Genomic DNA, 20680 nt, shown 5'->3' on the forward strand with positions numbered 1-20680 from the left:
TCCCTTTTCCCGCCCCGGCCGGCGTCAGCTTAGCCAGAGACCGCTGTCGGCCGCCTTGATGACGCGGCCCTCGCGGGCGCCGTAATCCAGGAAGTGCGACAACGGATTGACGCCGGCCATCGCAACGTCCTGGTTTTCCGCCAGATAGGTGGTGGTGTCCATCCAGCTGGACGGCCGGCGCCCCTCCTTCCAGCCGAACGCCTCGTAGTGCTCGTAGCCGCTTTCGAAGGTGCCGGCCTGCAAGGCCGCCGCGACGTCGGCGTTGTTCTGACGGTACCATTCCTCGTCGAACAACACGTTCGGGTCGCGTCCTTCCGCGGCGCCGTAAGCCAGGTAGTGTTGCAGGCCGCTGGCGAAGATGCCCTGCTCCACCGCAGCGGCGACGTCCTGGTTCTGGGCAAGGTAGAACCGCTCGTCCAGGGATACGGTCCCCAGCCTCCCCTCGGCGGCGCCGTAGGCCTGGTAATGTTGCAGGCCGCTGGTGAAGGTGCCCTGGGCGACGGCCTGCGCCACGTCGGGGTTGTCGGCGAGATAATTCCTCTCAAAGAACAGCCCGGCCCCGGATTTCGTGATCGGGGAGGTCGGCGCGTTGACCAGTTCCACCCGGTCGTCGAAGCGCAGCAGCTCCATCTCCTCCAGTATGTCCACGCCGAGCGTCGCGCTGGTCATGGTCAGCGCCCCATAGGGCCCGCGGGTGAGAACCACGTCGGCGAAGTTCGCCTCGATGCGGGCGACGTCCACCCCCGAACCGCCAAGCAGCGTGTCGTTGCCCGCGCCGCCCTGGAGCCGGTCGTAGCCGAGTCCGCCGAACACGAGGTCGTCGCCGTCGTCGCCGTACAGCAGGTCGCGGCCTTCCCGGCTGCCGATGATGTCGTTGCCGCCGCCGCCACGCAGCGTGTCGTCTTCGGCGCCCAGGATGATGGTCTGGCTGGCGTCGTCGCCGATCGCCACGTTGGAGCCGGCGCCGCCGCCCACCGTGACCGCACCGGTGATGAGGGCGTAGTCCACGTTTTGCAGGTTCACCACCGTGCCGGCCGGAAGATGGCGCGCGTCCAGCAGAATGGCGGAGGCCTGGCCGGCCGGAGCTAGGCCGGTGATGGTGATCGGCACGGCCGGCGCCACGCCCGAAGCCACCGTGGGCGTGATGCTGCGCAGCGTCACCGGGGCGTTGGAGGGCAGCACCTGGGTGAGGCCGGCGCTGGACACGGTCGAACCCGCCAGCGGGGTGGCGCCCAGCAGGTTGGAGAAGGTCCCGGCCAGCTCGCCCAGCGTCAGGCCGGAGGTGGCGCCGCTGGCGGTCAGGCCCACGCCCACGGGCAAGCTGGCCTCCAGCAGGGGGTTGGCGGTGGTTCCGGCGAGCGGCACATCCGCCAGGCCGGTCTTGGCGTCCGTGTCGGTCCGGTTCTCCGTGATCGGAGCGATCACCACGGACTCCGTGGGGCGGCCCACGCTGTCCGTGCCCGTCGTCACCGTCAACTGCGCGCCGTCCACCACCGTCGTCGGTGCCGGCGGCGGCGGCGGAGGGGGAGACGGCGGCGCGGGCGTGGCGTTGACGATCGCCTGCCCGACGAGGCTGGCCATCTCGTTGCCCGCCTCGTCGGACAGGGCGCTGCCGGTGAGTGTCGGATCGTAGCTGAAGGTCACCACCTGCCCGACGGAGACGGCCGACGCCAGCGTCAGGGTCACGGTGCTGGTGCCCGTGCCGAAGGCTGCGATGATGCCGAGGGGCACGCCATCGACCATGACGCTCATGCCGGTGGTCCGGTGGGGAGAGGCCGCGAGGCTCATCGCCTCGGCAAAGGTCAGGGTCAGCCGGTTTCCGTTGACGGAGGACGTCGCCAGCAACGTCGGCGCCACGGTGTCGACGGTCACGATGAGCGGGCTGGACGCGGAGCTGTTGCCGGCCAGATCGAGGGCTGTCGCGCCCAGCGTGTGGGCTCCCTCGCTCAGCAGGCCCGCCGAGAGGCTCCAGGCGCCGGTCGTCGAGTCCGCCGTCACCGTGCCGAGGGAGACGGCTCCCTCGTACAGCACGACGGTGCTGCCCGCCTCCGCGGTGCCGGTGACCGTCGGGGTGGTGTTGCGGGTCCGCGTGCCCGCCTCATTGGCAAGGCCGAGGCCGGTCGGGGGCGCCGCGACCGTGTCGATGGTGACGACCAGCCCCGCCGAGACCGCCGAGGTGTTTCCGGCGGCGTCGAAGGCCATGGCGGTGAGCGTGTGCACCGCGTCGGACAGGGTGGAGGCCGCGATGGTCCAGAGTCCGCCGCCCCCGGCCACGGCCGTTCCCACGGCGGTGGCGCCGGCGTACAGCACGACCCTGTCCCCGGCGTCCGCCGTGCCGACGATGGTCGGCGTGGCGATGTTGGTCAGGTTGTCGGTGCCGCTGGCGCCGCTGTCCGTCGTCAGGTCGAGGGCGCCGGGCGCCGTCGCGACGGTGTCGACGGTCACGATCAGCAGGCTGGACGCCGCCGAGGTGTTGCCGGCCGCGTCGACCGCGCGGACCGTCAGGCTGTGGACCGCGTCGGACAAGGCCGAGGACGGGCTGACCGTCCACAAGCCGCTGCCGTCGACCGTGGCCGAGCCGACGAGGGTGCCACCGTCGTACAGCTGCACCGTGCTGCCGGCCTCCGCGGTGCCGGTGATCGGCGGCCTGGCGTTGTTCGTCAGGGTGTCGTCGTCGTTGGCGAGATCGAGGCCGGTCGGCGCAGTGGGCGCCGTGGTGTCGATGTTGAAGATGAAGGACGACGACCGCGGCGATTCGACCCCGTCGGGGTCCAGGGCCGTGGCGGTGAAGGTGTAGCTCGATCCGGTCAGGCTTCCGGTCGTGATCGACCAGAGGCCGTTGCCGTCCGCCGTCCCGGTCCCGACGACGGTGATGAAGTCGTACAGCGTCACCACGCTGTGCGCCACCGCCGATCCGGTGATGGTCGGGGTCCGGAGGTTGGTCAGCCGGTCGCCCGCGACGCCGCTGTCGGACGCCGGAGCCAGTCCCATGCCCGTCGGAGCGGTGCTTTCCGGCGTGATGGTCAGCGTCAGGCTGCCGCTCGCGGACGACGTGTTGCCGGCCGCGTCCACGGCCCTGACGGTCATGGCCTGGGCACCGAGGCTCAGCGTCGAGGTGCCTCCCGACCAGTTCCCGGACGCGTCCGCATCCGTCTCCCCGACCAGCACGCCGTTGGCGAACAGCAGGATGTGCGCGTTCGCCTCGGCGCTGCCGTTCAGCACCGGCTGCCGGACGTTCGTCACGAGGTTGTCGAGACGGCCGCTGTTGCTGTCCGAATCGAGCGTCGGGGTCGCGGGCGCCAGCGGGGCGGTTGTGTCGATCGTCACCGCCAGCCCCGAAGCGGAGGTGGCCGTGTTCCCCGCCCGGTCGACCGTGGTGACCGAGAGCTGACGCAGGCCGGTGCTCAGCGTCGCCGACGTGATCGTCCAGGCGCCGTTGGCATCGGCCGTCGTGGTGCCCACCGCGAGGTTGCCGTCGTACAGCGTGACCACGCTGTCCGCCTCGACCATGCCGATGAGCGTCGGCGTGGTGTCGTTGGTGAGCAGGTCGTCGCGCTCGGCGCCCGTATCGGACTCCCGCGCCAGCAGCATCGAGCGGACGGGTGTCACGAGGTCGATGGTCACGAGCGGCCCACTCGACGGGCTTGCGGTGCCGCTGTAGGCACCGGGCGCCACGGCCGTCAGCGTGAGGTCGCCCACGCCCAGGTCGCTTACCGTCAGGGTCCACAGGCCGTTGCCGTCGGCCGTTGCCGACCCGAAGAAGTTTATGCCCTCGCCGGCGGGATTCACACCCTCGTAGAGGTTGACGACGCTGTTGGCCCCGGCGCTTCCGCTCGCCCGCATGATCGAGCGGACGGCCGTCGTCAGGTCGATGGTCACGACCAGACCGCTGGAAACCCCGCTGGTGTTCCCGGCCACGTCGGTCGCCCGCGCGGTGAGCGTGTGCACGCCCTCCGTCAGGGCGCCGGACGTCACCGACCAGCGGCCGTCGCCGCCGGCGGTTCCGACCCCGACGAAGACGTCGCCGTCGTACAGCGTGATGACGCTGTTGGCCTCGGCGCTTCCGCGCACCGTCGGCGTGCTGTCGGAGGTCAGCCGGTCGCTGTTCGAACGGCCGAGGTCGGAGTCCGGCGTCAGCTCCAGCGCGGTCGGCGCGGCCGCCACCGTGTCGATGGTGACGACGAGCACACTGGCGGCGCTGGTGTTGCCCGCGACGTCGACGGCGGTCGCCGTGAGCGAATGAGTGCCGTCGGCGAGGGTCGAGCCGACGCCGATGGACCAGATTCCGGATCCGTCGGCGGTGGCGGTGCCGACGTTCAGGCCGCTCACGTCGTCGTGCAGCGTGACGACGCTGTTCGCCTCCGCCACGCCGAGGACGGTGGGGGTGACGACGTTCGTGACGCGGTCGCTGGCCAGCGCGCCGCTGTCGGAGCCGGTGCCCAGCCCCAATCCGGAGGGCGTCGCCGAGGTGAGGTCGATGGTGATGACGAGCGGAGCCGAGGCCGCGCCGGTGTTGCCCGCCGCGTCCCGCGCGATGACGGTCAGGCTGTGCGCGCCCTCGCTCAGCGACGGCGAACTCATCGTCCAGGCGCCGGAACCGTCGGACGTCGTCGTGTTGAGGAGCGTCGCGCCGTCGTACAGCGTGACCACGCTGCCCGCCTCCGCCGTGCCGGTCAGGACCGGCGTCGCGTCGTTGGTCACCAGATCGCCGGTCGAGCCGCTGTTGGAGCCCGCCGTCAGGACGAGCGACGAGGGCTGGGGCGCGGCGGTGTCGATGGTGACGAGCAGGGCGGCCGAGGCGGCGCTGGTGTTGCCGAACAGGTCGATGGTCGTCGCCGTCAGGGTGCGCTCGCCATCGGCAAGACCGATCGCCTGGACCGTCCAGTTGCCGTCGAGGCCCGCCGTCGACATGCCGACCAGGGCCGAGCCGTCGTACAGCATGACGGTGTTGGAGGCCCCGGCCGTGCCGCGGATCGTCGGCGACGCGACGTTGGTCAGGCGGTCGGTCGCGCTGCTGCCGGAATCGGTCGCCAGCTCCAGATTGCCCGGCGCGTCGGCCTGCGTGGCGATGGTGACGACCAGCGCGGCGGAGAGGCCGCTGGTGTTGTAAACGACGTCCACGGCCCTGGCCGTGAGGGTGTGGGTGCCGGCGGCCAGCGTCGGCGTCGTGAAGGACCAGGCGCCCAGGCCGTTCGCCGTGACCGTTCCGATGGAGCCGCCGTTGTCGTAGAGCGTGACGGTGCTGCCGGCTTCGGCGGTGCCGGTGATGACCGGCGTCGTGACGTTTGTCTTGTCGTCGGCCGTGTCCCGGCCGCTGTCCGACGCGGTGGCGAGATCGAGCCCGCCGGGCGCGTCGGCGGTGAGGTCGATGGTCACCGTGACGCCGCCGACGCCGGGATTCCCCGCGTTGTCGAAGGAGGTGATCCCGAAATTGTAGACGCCCGCGGCGAGGGAGCCCGACGGCGTGAAGCTCCAGGCGCCGGTGGCGGCGTCCGCCACCACCGTTCCGAAGGCTTCGGCGGTTCCACCGTTGAACGCGCTCGTGATGATGACGGTTTGGCCGGCACCCGCGCTCACCGTGCCCACCGTGCCGGTGAGCGTCGGCCGGGTGTCGGAAGTGATCCGGTCGCTGTTGGAGGAGCCGGTGTCCGAAGCCTGGGCAAGCTCGATCGACACATCGTCCGGCACGGTGTCGATGGTGAAGGTCAGCGCGGCGGACGCGCCGCTGGTGTTGCCCGCCAGGTCGACCATCGTGGCGATCAGCGAATGCGCCGTTCCGGTGCCGCCCGTCAGGACGGAACTGGTGATCGACCAGACGCCCGCGCTGTCGGCGGTGGCGGTGCCGAGCACCGTCGATCCCTCCAGCAGGGTGACGGTGCTTCCCGCTTCCGCCCGGCCGGTGATCGTCGGGGTGGTGACGGAGGTCAGGTTGTCGCCGACGAGCCCGGTGTCGGAGACGGTGGCCAGGGCGAGGCCCGTCGGGGCCGCCGCCGTGGTGTCGATCGTGACCGTCAGCGGCGCGGAGGCGGCGCTGGTGTTGCCGGCCGGATCGAGCGCGACCGCCGACAGCGTGTGCGCGCCATCGGCCAGCGACGGCGTGGTCATCGACCAGGCGCCGCTGCCGTTGGCGGTCACGGTGCCGAGATTCGTCGTGCCGTCGTACAGCGTGACCAGGCTGTTCGCCTCGGCCGTGCCGGTGATGGTCGGCGCGAAGACCGAGGTGATGCTGTCGGCCGTGGATCCGCTGTTCGAACCGGCGCTGAGCGACGGCGTTCCCGGCGCGCTGGGCGCCGTGGTGTCCACGGTGATCGTCAGCGCCGAGGACGAGACGCTGGTGTTGCCGGCGGCGTCGACCATGCGGGCCGACAGGGTGTGCGCGCCGGCACCCAGCCCGCTGGCGGTGATCGTCCAGGCGCCCGACCCGTCGGCCGTGCCGGAACCGACGAGGCTGGAGCCGTTGTAGAGCCGGACGAGGCCGTTCGCCTCGGCCGTGCCGACGAGGGTCGGCGAACCGGTGTTGATCAGCCGGTCCGTGTTGGAGACGCCGCTGTCGACGGCGAGCGACGGGGTTCCCGGCGCCGCCGCGGAGGTGTCGATGGTGATGACCAGCCCGGCCGAGGCCACCGAACTGTTGCCGGCGGAATCGACCGCGCGGGCGGTGAGGGTCCGGGTGCCCGGAAGCAGGGTTCCGGTCGCGATCGACCAGACGCCCAGCCCGTTCACGGTGGTGGAGCCGAAGCTCGTTCCGCCGTCGTAGAGGGTGACGACGCTGCCCGCCTCGCCCGTGCCGGTGATCGTCGGGTTGACGATGTTGGTGATGCCGTCCGTGCTGGAGCTGCCGCTGTCGTAGGCGGCGCCCAGGACCGGCGCGCCGGGCGCGGCCTGGACGGTGTCGATGGTGACGGTCAGCGGCGAGCTGGCGGCGCCGGTGTTGCCGGCGGCGTCGACCGCCCTTGCCGTGAGCGTGCTGACGCCGTCGGCCAGCGACGTGGCGGTGATGGTCCAGGCACCCGTGCCGCTGGCGGTCGCCGTGCCGACGGCCGTGGCGCCGCTGTAGAGCGTGACCCTGCTGTTGGCCTCGGCCGTGCCGGTCAGGGTCGGGGTCGTGACGTTGGTGACCCGGTCGGTGTTCGACACCCCGCTGTCGGAAGCGGACGCGAGCGTGACGCCGGTCGGCGCGGTCGGCGCGGCCGTGTCGATGGTGATCGTCAGCGTCGAGGACAGGGCGCTGGTGTTGCCGGCCGCGTCCGTGCCGCGGGCGGTCAGCGTGTGCGCGCCGTTGCCCATCTGGCTGCTGGTGATGGTCCACAGGCCGGCGCCGTCGGCGGTCGCCGTTCCACGCAGCGTGCTGCCTTCGTAGAGCGAGACGAACCCGCCGGCCTCCGTCGTGCCCACGATGTCGGGCGTGGAGACGTTCGTCATGCGGTCGCCGGTGACCCCGGTGTCGCTCGCGGCCGACAGCTCCAGCGAGGGCACGTCGGCGACGATGTCGATCGTGACGACGAGGGCGGCGGAGGTCGAGCGGTTCCCGGCGCGGTCGGTCGCCTCGGCGGTCAGGCTGTGGCTGCCCGGCGCCAGCGAGGGGGACAGCAGCGACCAGCCGCCCAGGCTGTCCGCCATGACGGTGCCGAACGCGGTCGCACCGTCGTAGAGGACCACGGTGCTGCCCGCCTCGGCCGTGCCGCTCAGCGGCAGGATCTGGTGGTTGGTGAGGCGATCGCTGTTCGAGACGCCGCTGTCGGACGCGACGGCCATCAGCAGGCTGGGCTGCGGGGTGGTCAGGTCGATCGACAGGACGATGCTGCTCGACACCGTGGAGGTGTTGCCGGCCCGGTCGACGCTGAGCGCTGTCAGGGAATGCTCGCCCTGCGACAGGGCGTTCGTGGTCAGCGAGAAGGCGCCGTTCGCGCCGGCCGTCGCCGTGCCGACGCTGGTGTTTCCCTCATACAGGGTGACGACGCTGAAGCTCTCCGCCGTGCCGACGATCGTCGGCGTGGCGAGCTTGGTCAGCCTGTCGCTGGCGGACACCCCGGTGTCGTCCCCGGCTGCGAGGGCCAGATCCGACAGGATGAGGTTCTCGGTGTCGATGGTGACGATCAGCGGGGCGGAGGCCGCGGCGGTGTTGTTGCCGGCCAGATCGGTGACGTGGGCGACCAGCGTGTGGGTGCCGTTGATCAGCGTGCCGGTGGTGACCGACCAGTTCCCCGAACCGTCGGCGGTTCCCGTGCCGACGAGCGTGGCGCCGGCGTAGAGCGTGATGACGCTGTGGGCCTCGGCGCTTCCGCTCACCGTGGGCGTGGTGATTCTGGTGAGCTGGTCGCCGGCCAGGCCGCTGTCGGAGCCGGCGGTCAGGCTGGGCGCCGACGAGGGCAGCACGGTGAGGTCGATGTTGAGGATGAGGGCCGCCGCCACGACCGCCGTGTTGCCGGCCGGATCCACGGCATGGGCCGACAGCGTGTACAGCCCCTCGCCCAGCGTCGGGCTGGCGACCGACCACTTGCCGAGGCTGTCCGCCGTCGCGTCGCCCAGGACGGTGGTCCCGTCGGGGTAGTAGAGCGTGACGACGCTGCCGGCCTGGGCGGTGCCGGTGATGACCGGCGCCGTCACCGCCGTGACGGCGTCGTTGCTGATTCGGCCGCTGTCCGTCGCCGCCGTCAGGGCGAAGCCGCCCGGAATCGGGGGCGTGGTGTCGATGGTCAGCAGAAGCTGGCCCGAGGCGCTGCTGGTGTTGCCCGCGGCGTCCACGGCCCGGACGGTCAGCGTGTTCACGCCGTCGGACAGGCTGCCGGAGGTGATGGTCCAGGCGCCCGCCCCGTCGGCGGTCGCGGTTCCGACGCTGACGCCGCCCTTGTAGAGGTGGACGGTGCTGAGCGCCTCGGCCGTGCCCGTCACGGTCGGCGTGGCGTTGGAGGTGAGGTTGTCGCCCGCCGCGCCGCTGTCGGAGCCCGGATCCAGCACCGGGGTGGACGGCGCGTCGGGCGCCACGGCGTCGATGGTGATGATGAGCGGGGCCGAGGCGGCGGCCGTGGCGTTGCCGGCGGCGTCGACGACGCGCGCCGTCAGCGTGTGCAGCCCGTTGCTCAGCGGTGTCTCGATGCTGTAGACGCCCGCGCCGTCGGCCGTGCCCATCCCGACGAAATTGCCGCCGTCGTAGAGCGACACCACGGCGCCGCTCTCCACCGTGCCGGTGAAGGTGGGCGCGAGCAGCCGGGTCAGCCCGTCGCCCTGCACGCCGGTGTCCGACGCGGTGGCCAGGACCGGCGCGCCGGGCGCCTCCACGGTCAGATCGACCGTCACCACCAGCGTGCCGGCACCGCTCGACGTGTTGCCGCTCGGATCCACCGCGGTGGCGGTGAGGGTGTGCACGCCCTCGGCGAAGCCGCTTCCGGTGTAGGACCACAGGCCGGCGCCGTCCGCGACCAGGGTCGCCAGCGGCGTCAGGCTGCCGCCGTTGTTGTCGTAGAGGGTGACGGAGCTGTTCGCCTCGGCGGAGCCGGTCAGCGACAGCGTCGTGGAATTGGTGAGGCGGTCCGTGGCGCTGTAGCCGGTGTCCGACGCCGTGGTCAGGGCCATGGCGCTCGGCGCCGGCGTGGACAGGTCGATGGTGACGACGAGCCCGCCGGACGCGGCGCCGGTGTTGCCGGCCACGTCGATGGCCCGGGCCGTCAGCGTGTGCCCGCCCTCGGCCAGCGGTCCCGTTGCGATCGTCCAGAACCCGCCGGTCGCCACCTGCGTGCCCAGGGCGGTGGAGCCGTCGTACAGGACGACGGTGGCGCCGGCTTCCGCCGTTCCGGTGACGGTCTGCGCCACGACGTTGGTGACGTTGTCGCGGACGCCGCTGTCGTCGGCCGGGTCGATCGACAGGCCGCCCGGCGCGTCGGGCGCGGCGGCGTCGATGGTGAGCGCGAAGACCGAGGAGGCGTTGCTGGTGTTGCCGACGATGTCCACGAGGCGCGCGGTCAGGCTGTGCGTGCCGCTGCCCAGCGCGGAGGTGGTCACCGACCAGCTTCCGTCGCCGGCCACGGTGGCGGTGCCGACGAGGTTGGAGCCGTTGTACAGCGAGACGACGCCGCCGGCCTCCGCCGTTCCCGTGATGGTCGGGGCGAGGACGCTGGTGATCGCGTCGCCCGCCAGCCCCGTGTCGGAGCCGCTGGCCAGGGCGAGGCCGGTCGGCGCGTCGGCCGTGCGGTCGATGGTGACGACGAGGCCGCCGGACGCGGCGCTGGTGTTGCCGGCGACGTCGACGGTCCGGGCGACAAGCGTGTGGACGCCGGCCGCCAGCGAACCGGTGCCGAGCGCCCATGTCCCGCTGTCGGAGGCGGTCACGGTGCCCAGCGCCGTGGCCCCGTTGTCGCCATACAGCGTGACGACGCTCCGCGCCTCGGCGGTGCCGGTGACGGTGACCGCCTCAAGGTTGGTGATGCGGTCGTTGCCGACCGAGCCGCTGTCCGATCCGGCTTGCAGCGCCAGCGCCCCCGGCTGGTCGGGAGCCGTCGTGTCGATGGTGACCGTCAGCCCCGAGGAGGTGAGGACCGTCCCGTAGGCGTCGATCTTGGCCTGGAGCGTGTGGATGCCGTCGGTCGCCAGCGTGCCGGTCGAGACGATGGTCCAGAGGCCGCCGCCATCGGCCGTGCCGGTGCCCATCAGCGTCAGCCCGCTGTAGAGGGAGACCGTGGCACCCGCGAGCGCGGTTCCCGTCAGGGTCGGCGAGACCACGTTGGTGATCCCGTCGCCGGCCACGCCGGAATCGGAGACGAGTTGCAGGCCGCCGGGCACGCCGATGCGCCCGGTCACGGTGAGCGACGTGGACGTGACGGTTTCGTTGCCGGCCGCGTCCAGCGCGCGCGCGGTCATCGTGTAGGTGCCGCCGCCGAGTTCGGTCGTGGTGATCGACCACAGGCCGGTGTTGTCGACGGTCGCGACCCCGAGCACCGTCGCCCCGACGGAGGAGCCGTCGTACAGCGTCACGACGCTGTTGGCCTCGGCGGTCCCCGAAAGGATCGGGGTGAACTGGCCCGAAGGCCCGGCCGTGTCCGCCGTCGGCGCCGACAGTCCCGGACCGGTCCGGTCGATGCTGATGACCAGCCCGGCGGACATCTGGCTGGTGTTGCCGGCGATGTCCACGGCGGAGGCGGTCAGGGTGTGGTTGCCTTCCCCGAGCCCGGTGATCGTGGCGGACCAGTGGCCCGAACCGTCGGCCGTCGCGGTGGCGGTCGAGCCGCCGCCGTACAGGGTGATCGTGGCGCCGGCCTCGGCCGTGCCCGTGATCGTCGGGGCCAGCGCGTTGGTCAGGAGGTCGGCCGTGCTGCCGCTGTTCGTGGCGCTGCTCAGCGCCAGGGCGCCCGGAGTCGCCGAGGTCTGGTCGATCGTGATGACAAGGCCGGCGGAGGCGGCGCCCGTGTTGCCGGCGGTGTCCACCGCCCGCACGGTCAGCGTGTGGGCGCCTTCCCCCAGGCTGGAGGAGGGGATCGTCCAGACGCCCGTGGAGGCGTCGGCCGTGCCCGTCCCCAGCAGGGTGGCGCCCTCGTACAGCCGCACGGTGCTGCCGGCCTCGGCCGTGCCCGTGATCACCGGGGTTCCCACGCGGGTCCGGTTGTCGTTCGGCGTGCCGCTGTCCGAAGCCAGCACGAGCGCGCCCGGCGCGTCCGGCGCCGTCAGGTCGATGGTGACGACGAGGCCGCCGCTCGCCACGGAGGTGTTGCCGGCCAGATCGACGGCCTTGGCCGTCAGCGAGTGGGCGGCGCCGGTCAGCGCGCTGGAGGTGACCGTCCAGTTGCCGTCGCTCCCCGCCGTGGTCTGGCCGAGCAGCGTCGAGCCTTCGTAGAGAAGGACGATGCTGGAGGCTTCGGCCGTTCCCGTGACCGAGGGGGTGGCGAGGTTCGTCCGCGAATCCCCCGTGACGCCGCTGTCCGACGCCGCCGCCAGGGCCAGCCCGGTCGGGGCGGAAGCGCTCGTGTCCACCGTGACCGTGAAGGCGGCGGAGGGAAGGCTGGTGTTGCCCGCCGCATCGATGGCCTTGGCCGTCAGCGTGTGCGCGCCGACGGAGAGGCCGCTGGTGGCGATTTCCCAGTTGCCCTGGCCGTTGGCCGTCGCCGTGCCGAGCGCCACGGCGCCGTCGTAGAGCGTCACCACGCTGCCGGCCGCCGCCGTGCCGGCGACGGTGGGCGAGAGGTTGTTGGTGAGGCCGTCGGTCGAACTGCGGCCGCTGTCGGTGGCGGCGGTCAGCTTCAGGCCGCCCGGCGCGTCCGCCGTGCTGTCGATGGTGACGATCAGGCTGCCCACGCCGTCCCGCGTGTTGCCGGCCGCGTCGCGCGAGCGGGTGGAGAAGGTCCAGCTCCCGTCCGCCAGGGGGCTGCCGGCGGTCACGGTCCAGGCGCCGGACCCGTCGGCGGTGCCCGTTCCCACCACGCTGCCGGAAACCAGGAGGTCGATGACGCTGTTCGCCTCGGCCGTGCCGGTGAAGGTCGGCGTCTTGACGTTCGTCAGCCGGTCCGAGGAGGAGCTGCCGCTGTCCGACGCCGCCGTCAGCGACGGGGCGGAGGGGGCGACCGGCGGCGTGGTGTCGACGGTGAGGATGAGCGGGGCCGAGGCGGTGCTGCTGTTCCCCGCCAGATCGACCGCGCGCGCGGTCAGCGTGTGCGCGCCTTCGGCCAGCGCGCCCAGCGTGATCCGCCAGACGCCGTTCCCGTCGGCGGTCGCGCTGCCGAGAAGGGTGCTGGAATCCTTGTACAGGCTGACGACGGCGTTGGCTTCCGCCGTGCCGTCGATGACCGGGGTGGTGACGGCGGTGAGGTTGTCGCCGAGGGTTCCGGTGTCGCTCGCCGTCGCCAGCGCCACGCCCGTCGGGGCCGCCACCGTGGTGTCCACCGTGAGCGCGAGGCCGGCCGCCGCCGCGCTTGTGTTGCCGGCCGTGTCCACCGCGCGGGCGGTCAGGGTGTGCCCCCCCTCGGAGATCGCCGGCGCGGTGATCGACCAGGCGCCGGAGCCGCTGGCGGTCGTCGTTCCGACGCTCGTCCCGTCGAGATACAGGGTGACGGTGCTTCCCGCCTCGGCGGTGCCCGTCACGGTCGGCGTCGTGACGTTGGTGACGCCGTCGGAGGAGGAGCGGCCGCTGTCCGACCCCGGCGTGTAGGAGAGGGTCGGCGCGGTCGGCGCGGTCGTGTCGATGGTCAGCAGCAGCGTGCCCGACGCCGCGCTCTCCATGCCGGCGGAGACCGTCTTCGCCGTCATCGTCCAGGTGCCGTCGGAGAGCGCCGTGGTCGCCGTGACGGCCCACTGGCCGGACCCGTCGGCGGTCCCGCTGCCCAGCGCGACGCCGTTGCCGTACAGGGTGACGACGCTGCCCGCCGCGGCCGTGCCGGTCAGGGTCGGCAGGGTCGCGTTCGTCTTGGAATCGCCCAGGATACCGGTGTCCGAACCGGGGCTGAGGGTGGGGGCCGAGGGCGCGGACAGCGCCATCGGGAAGACGAACAGCCGATCGGTGCCGCCGATCTCGACGGCCTGGCCGCCCACGAAGACGGTGTCGATCCCGGACACGTAGACGGTGCCCGCGGACTCGGTGAACAGCACCACGTCGTTGCCGGCGCCGCCGATCAGCGTCTCGACCGACGACACCATCGTGGTCATGCCCCTGGCGCTGTTCGCGGACACGACGTCCACGCCGGCGCCGCCGATCAGCGTTTCCAGCGCCTCGACCCTGACCGTGCTGCCGCGGGAGCCCAGCAGCACCGTTTCGATGCCGGCCTTTCCGACGATCGTCTCGATCCCCGAGACGCTCATCGTGCTGTCGGCGTTGTAGAGCGACACGAGGGCGTCTTCGCCGGTGGTCCCGATCACCGTCTCCAGCGCATGCACCTGCATGGTGTAGCCGGTCGTATCCCAGGCGATGGGAGTCTCGCCGACGATCGGCGTCCCATCCAGGAGCGTCATGGTGACGACGTCCTTGCCGCTGCCGCCGATCAGCGTGTTGAGGCTGGCGACCGTGACGGTGGTGCCGACATCGAGCAGGATGGCGGTGGTTCTGGAGCCGGTTCCACCGACGATGACGTCGACCATCGACACGGCGGTGGTGCCGCCGCCCGATTTCAGGTTGGCCGTGCCGGTCTGAAAGGCCATCGTGACGACGTCGCGGGCGCTGCTGCCGATCACCGTCTCGAGGAAGGCCACGCCAATGGTGCTGCCCATGCCGCCGAGCATGAGGACGTCACTGAAGGCAGCGTTGCCGTTGCCGAGAAACACCTCGACGTTGCTGACCTGGACGGTGTTGCTGCCGCCCCCGATGGTCGCGAGCATATCCAGGCCCGAGGTGCCGATCACCGTCTCGATGGCCATTATGGCGGTGGTGGTTCCCACATAGCCGCTGGCACCGAAGCTGATGACGTCCTTGCCGGCGCTGCCGACGAGCGATTTCAGATAGGCCACCGACATCGTGTTGCCGGCGCTGCTCGTCAGATAGATCAGGGTGGTGCCGGTGCTGGCGCCGACGAAGGTTTCGACCGACTCCACCACCATGGTCGAGCCGGTCGAGGTCCCTTGGACCCGGTCCGTGCCGCTGCTGCCGATCAGCGTCTCGAGCGCCTGGACGGTGATGGTGTTGCCGCCCGCGCCGGCCAGCGTGACGACGTCCTTCCTGGTGGCAGATGTGCCGCCGGTGATGCGTTCGAGGTTGGTGACCGTCAGGGTTTGTCCCTGCGTCGGCAGCCGCACTCCGCTCGTGCCGAACCCCTTGATGCCGGACCATGTCTCCGTCGAGGAGAAAACGTAGTCCGTACCTGCGGTCAGGGTCAGAGTCGCACCGGCAGCCATACCAATCCCCACTCAAGAGGCTTCCCAGCAGGAAGCTTGCCGACCATGGCCCAAGGGCATGCACCGCATGCCGAAGATCTTCCTATCGAAACAACCAGAAAGCGATTGCTTCGAAGAAAGCGGCCCATGGCTACTTAAGAGGGTACCTTCAAGGAAGTCCAAAAATAAAATCGGTCGATTTGTGACGGCGCTTTGTTAATGTTTTTTTAATTATGACAAATCAAGAACAAAAAAGTGATCATTAAAAGGAAGGGCGAGAAAGCGTGGGTAATTGTGGATTCTGGTGAAATCATCAAGGGATTTTAATTTTATCATTGAATCTGAATATTGAGTGCGCGGCTGGCGGTGGCGGCCAGAACAGGCCGGTCGGCGGCGCTCGGCCGCGGGAAGGCGGGCAGGAAGGACGCGTTCCGGCTCGCGTGGCGCAAGCGCCGCCAGGCCGTCCGATGCCGCCGTGCATTGGGGCGGGCTGGCCGCCCCGGCGCCGGACACGCTGCGCTCAGGCGCGACCGCCCGACGTCCAGCCGCGCCACATGGCCCGGCAAGCCTCCTCCACCGACCGCGCGAAGCCGCGGTGGTCGAGAAGCGACGAGCCCTCCAGCCGCGCGCGCATGCCCCGGCGCAGCCCGGAGAGCCGCGCGAGGTCGCCGGCCAGCGCCGCCGCCGCCTCGACATAGCCGGCCTCGTCCCGTCCGATCAACTCATCCAGCCCGCAACGGGTCAGCAGGCTGGCGCCCACCCGCGCCACATGATGGCGGCCGGCGAGCGTGACGACCGGAACCCCCATCCACAGCGCCTCGCACGTCGTGGTCGTGCCGTTGTAGGGAAAGGGATCGAGCGCCACGTCCAGCCGGTCGTAGGCCCGCAGATGCCCGGCGGCGGACTCCACCGGCGTCAGAAGCTCGACCCGCTCGGGTCGCACGCCCCGGCGGGCGAAGTCCCGGCGGACGGAGTCCCGCACCGCTGCGTCCTCCAGGCCATGGCACTTCAGCAGCAGCCGGGCCGACGGCATCCGCGCCAGAAGGGCGGACCACACCCGCACCACCTCCGGGGTCAGCTTGGCCAGGCTGTTGAAGGAGCCGAAGGTGACGAAGCCGTTGGCGGCCGCCGGCGTTTCTCCGACCGGGCCGGCGCCGGCGGGCGGCTGAAAGGCGAGGAAGCCGCGCGGCAACCGCACCAGCCGCTCGGCGTGCCACCCGTCGGTTTCGCCCGGCGGGTCCGCGATGGCGTCGGTCAGCCGGCAGTCCACCGCCGGCATGCCGGTCGTGTCGGGATAGCCGAGCCACGTCACCTGCACCGGCGCCGGCCGCCGCGCGAACAGCAGGGGCCGCCCGCCCGCCGTGTGGCCGGCCAGATCGATCAGCAGGTCGACGCGGTCCCGCTCCACCAGCGCCGCCGCCGCCGCGTCGTCGAGATCGGCCAGCGAGCGCCAGCCGTCGGCCAGGGCCTCCAGCCGCAAGGTCATGTCGTCCCGCCGCCGCCCGGTGGCGTAGCAGAGGACCTCCACCGCGCCGCGATCGTGCTCGCGCAGCAGCGGCTCGATGAAATGGGCGCAGGCATGATGGCAGAAATCCGGAGACACATAGCCGACCCGCAGCCGCCGGTCCGGATCGCGGTCGTTGGCGAATCGCCTCGCGCCGTCGAGAAGCGGCCGGGCGTGGCGCTCGTTCCAGTGCGCGTGCGCGCGCGCGATGACCTCGGGCGGAATCCAGGGCGAGTAATGGAGAGCCAGCAGCAGGTTGGAGCGCATCAGCGCCATGTCCGGGTGACGCTCCAGCCCCTTCTGGAGAATGCCGATCGCCTCCGTGATGCGCCCCTGGTCCTTCAGCGCCTCCCCCAGATTGACGAAGGGCTGCGGCAGATCCGGCTGCGCCCGGATCGCCGCCAGATAGCTCTCCACCGCTTGCGTCAGCGCCCCTTCCTCGCGCAGCAGGTCGCCGAGATTGCTCAGCGCCCCGCCCATCTCCGGATCGAGGAGGATCGCGCGCCGGTAGGCCGCCCTGGCGCCCTCGGGGCTCCGCGCCGACTTGAGAAGATTTCCGAGGTTGAACCAGGAACCGGGAGCGTCCGGTTTGAGCGCGAGCGCGACTTGCAGGGCGGCCGTCGCCTCGGCGAGGCGCCCCTGCTCGCCAAGCGTGCAGGCGAGATTGCTCCGTACGCCCGCGTCCTCCGGCCAGCCCGCCACCGCCGTGCGCAGGCAGGCGGCGGCCTCCCCCCAGCGCCGCGACTGGCGCAGCATGACGGCCAGGTTGTTGTTGGCCTGCGGATGGGCGGGCTCCTGGGCGAGCACGGCGCGGTAGCCGGCCTCCGCCGCCGCGAGCCGGCCGCCCTCGTGCTCAGCCAGCGCGGCGGCGAAGAGCCCCTCCGTTCCCATCAGCGCAGACCCGCCTCGTCGAGGATGGCCAGCAGCCGGTCGGCCGAGCGCTCCCAGGTGAAGCGCTCCAGCAGACGATCGCGGGCGGACGGCAGGCGGTCCCCGCCCCGGATGATTCCCGTCAGGATGGCGGTGGCGGCTTCCTCGTCCGGCACCCACCAGTCCAGCCCATGGAAGGGCGGGTAGAAGCCGCTTTCCCCCGGCACGCGGGCCGGACCGACGGAGGAGGGGATCAGCCGCGCGCTTCCCTCGTCGAGATAGTCGAGATAGGCGGAGTGGGCGGGCGCGATCAGCCCCAGCCCCATGGCCCCGGCCCTGGCCATCGGCAGGTCCCAGCCCTCCCCATGCGACAGGCTCCAGTAATGGGTCGCGGCGCGGTGGAGCCCCGTCATCTCCTCGTCGGTGAGCAGCCGGTCGACCAGGACCACCGGCGCGGCCTCCGCCAGCCGCCGGCCTACGGCCTGCTCCGCCCCCCGCACCAGCGCGCCGAGCCGCGCCCGCGCGGCCGGACCGAGGCTGCGGCCGAGCTTCAGGATGAGCACGGCCTGGTCCGTGGGCGCGGTGGCGCGCAGCCAGACCCGCAGCAGCCCGTCGATGTTCTTGCGGGCGTTGAAGTCCGAGACGTTGAGGAAGCGATGCCGGTAGCTCGACACCAGCCGCCCGCCGGGAGCGACCAGGACCGGCACGGCTCCCGGCTGCACCGGATCGACGCCGAGCGGACAGACGCGCAGGCGCTCCTCGGGGAAGCCCTGCTCCGCCCAGGCGCGGCGCGAGGATTCGGTCGGCACGACGATCAGGTCGCTGGACTCGCTCATCCGCCGCCAGGCCGGCGGGATGCGCGTTGCCTCGAACATGGAGAAGGTCACGGTGGCGCGGCCCGGCACCGGCTCCACCGCCAGCGGGATGAGGCAGTTCACCACCGCCCGCGCCGGAACGGGCCGGTCGAGCGCGCCGCCCGGCCAAGCCTCCGGCCCGTTGATCCCGATCACCTCCAGCGGCACCCGCTGCCCTGCGTGCGACGTCCGGCCCCGCAAGGTCCGGATGAGGCGCTGACAGAAGTGGCCGTACCCCGTGGCGCTCTCGAAGGGGCCGCGTATCGCCACGCCGCCGGCCGGCATGCCCGCGGCGGCCGTCATGGCGCGGTAGCGCCCGCAGCGGGCCAGCCCGTTCCCCGCCCCCGCCGCGGCCGGGTCGAGCCGCAGCGCCCGCCGGAAGATCTCCGACGCTTCTCCGATCCTCCCCAGCCGCAGCAGCATCTCGCCAAGCTGGGTGTGGGCAGGGGCGCCGGCGGGATCCTCGGCGATGGCGTGCCGGAACCCGGCCATGGCCTCATCGAACAGGCCGGCCAGCATGCGCACCGAGGCGAGGTTGAACCATGCCAGCCCGGAGACCGGGTCGAGCCGGACCGCCCGCGTCAGGGCACGGAGCGCCCCATCCAGGTCGCCCCGTTCCTGCCGCAGGGTGCCGAGCCGGTCCTGGGCGAGCCGGAAGGCCGGATCCAGCACGGCGAGCATGCCGAACTGCGTTTCCGCCGCCGCCCAGTCGCCCTGTTGCTGTCGCAGCACGGCCAGGTTGCTCCGCGCCGCGAAGTGGGCGGGGGCGATCCGCACCGCCTCCTCCAGCGGCCCCGCCGCCGCATCGCCGTTGCCGGTCGCGAAGAGCGACACGCCCAGCAGGTTGAGGGTGTCGGCGTCGCGCGACCCCGCCTCCAGCAGGGCAAGGCACTTGGCGGCGGCTTCCGCCGGCCGGCCGGCCTCGTGGAGCGCGATGGCGGAGTCAAGATCGGACACGACGCACCTCTTCCTCAACAGCTTCGGCCACCCGCGCCATGACCCCGTGCCAGTCGTTGCGGCGCTCCATGCGGAAGAGCCGGTGCGACGGATACCAGGGTGTGCGGTCGGGGTGATCCATCCAGCGCCAGTCGCCCAGCCAGGGCAGTGCCAGGAACACCGGCTTGCCCAGCGCGCCGGCAACATGCCCGACCACGGAATCGCAGGCAACCACGAGATCCATGCACTCCACGAGCGCGGCGGTGTCGAGGAACCCCTCCGGGCCGTCGCTGCGGTCCGGAGGGTCGATGATCCCGAACCGCCCGCCCAGCCGCTCCAGCTCGTCCAGCCCGGTCGCCCGTTGCAGGCTGAAGAGCCGCAGGCCGGGAAGCCGCGACAGGGGTTCGAAACACTCCAGCGGGATGGAGCGGTCGCCGCCGTCGGCGCGCCATTGGATGCCGACGCGGAGTTCGCGCGGCCGTGCCCGCCCCGGGAGCGGTTCGGGGACCAGTTCGGGGACCCGCGCGCGCCAGAAGGCCGCCCGCTCCGGATCGGCCCGCAGATAGGGGATGTCGCGGGGGATCCCGTCCGCCCGGGCGCCGCACCGGTACGGCAGGCTCATCAGGGACAGGCAGCAGTCGAAATCGGGCAGGGGTTCCCCCCGCGCCACCAGCGCGTCGATGCCGGGTGCGGTGGCGAGCAGCCGTTTCAGCACCGGCTGGCACTCGAAGATTGTTCGCGCCCCCCTGGCCTTGAGCAGCGGGAGATAGCGGACGAACTGCACGCTGTCGCCCAGCCCCTGCTCGTAATGGACAAGGATGGTCCGGCCGGCGAGCGGACCGCCGTCCCAGGCCGGCTTGCCCGGAAACGCCCGGTTCCATTGCCAGACCGTTTGGCGGGTGCGCCATTCGTACTCGCGCAGCCCCTCCTCCAGCTCGCCGCGCATGAGCTGGGCGACGCCGAGATTCTTGCGGTGCTCCGGCCGCGCCGGATCGAGCCGGATGGCGCGCCGGAAATGCCCGACGGCCGTCCCGAGCCGCCGCTGCGCCATGATCGCCGCCCCGACGTTGTTGTTCACCGCCGCGTCGCCGGGTTGCAGCAGGGCCGCCAGCCGGAAGGCGCGCTCCGCCGCCTCCGGGTCGTCGAGCGCCATCAGCGCGCCGCCCAGCGTGAACGCCGCGCCCGTCCGGTCCGGCTGCAAGGCGACCAGGCGCCGCAGGGATGGCAGGGCCCGGTCCGGCCGCAGCAGTTCCAGATGGGTGGAGGCGACGTGGAAGAGCGTGTCGGGATGCTCGGGCCGCAGGCGCAGCGCCGCGTGCAGCGCCGCCGCGGCCTCCCTCGCACGGCCCGCCGTCCGCAGGGTGACCCCCAACAGGAACCACGGCACCGGATGCTCCGGACGCAGGGCGGCGGCGGCCTGGAAGCTGGTCGCCGCCTCCGGCAGCCTCGAATGCTCGATGTGAAGCAGCCCTTGGTTGAAATTTTGAAGAAAAACTTCCTCGCCCACCGATCCCCCTTCACGGACGCCGCCGAAAAAGCGCCATCCGGAAACGCCCCGTCGAGGGCCGGCGGCCAACGCGAACCATTGTCGGATGGAAGCCGTTCCGCCGCAAGGCGTCCGAGGCCCTGGACCGGACGCTCGCGCCCGATCAGACCGGTCGCGGCGATCCGGGAGGGCCGGCAAGTTCCTTCAGGGCGGATCCGGCGTGGGCGGGGGGCATGGGGCGGAACG

At 71.8% G+C, this 20680-nt stretch carries 4 protein-coding genes; all 4 read right to left on the reverse strand.

The window, feature by feature from the left end:
- Positions 1 to 24 precede the first annotated feature (24 nt).
- Positions 25 to 14805, reverse strand: a complete 14781-nt coding sequence (locus J2847_RS10905) for an Ig-like domain-containing protein (RefSeq protein WP_209779009.1) — start codon at positions 14803 to 14805, stop codon at positions 25 to 27.
- 499 nt (positions 14806 to 15304) lie between these two features.
- Positions 15305 to 17179 carry an O-linked N-acetylglucosamine transferase, SPINDLY family protein gene (locus J2847_RS10910; protein ID WP_209779010.1) on the reverse strand — a complete coding sequence of 625 codons (1875 nt, stop codon included), beginning with the start codon at positions 17177 to 17179 and terminating at the stop codon, positions 15305 to 15307.
- Positions 17179 to 18969, reverse strand: coding sequence for a tetratricopeptide repeat protein (locus J2847_RS10915; RefSeq protein ID WP_209779011.1), 1791 nt, complete (start codon positions 18967 to 18969; stop codon positions 17179 to 17181). The genes J2847_RS10910 and J2847_RS10915 overlap by 1 nt, the downstream gene beginning before the upstream one ends.
- On the reverse strand, positions 18956 to 20455 hold the full coding sequence (locus J2847_RS10920) for a tetratricopeptide repeat protein (RefSeq protein ID WP_209779012.1): 1500 nt from the start codon (positions 20453 to 20455) through the stop codon (positions 18956 to 18958). Before J2847_RS10920 ends, J2847_RS10915 begins: the two co-directional genes overlap by 14 nt.
- Between the last annotated feature and the right edge of the window lie 225 nt (positions 20456 to 20680).

It is taken from the genome of Azospirillum agricola (assembly GCF_017876095.1).
Classification (GTDB): Bacteria; Pseudomonadota; Alphaproteobacteria; order Azospirillales; family Azospirillaceae; genus Azospirillum; species Azospirillum agricola.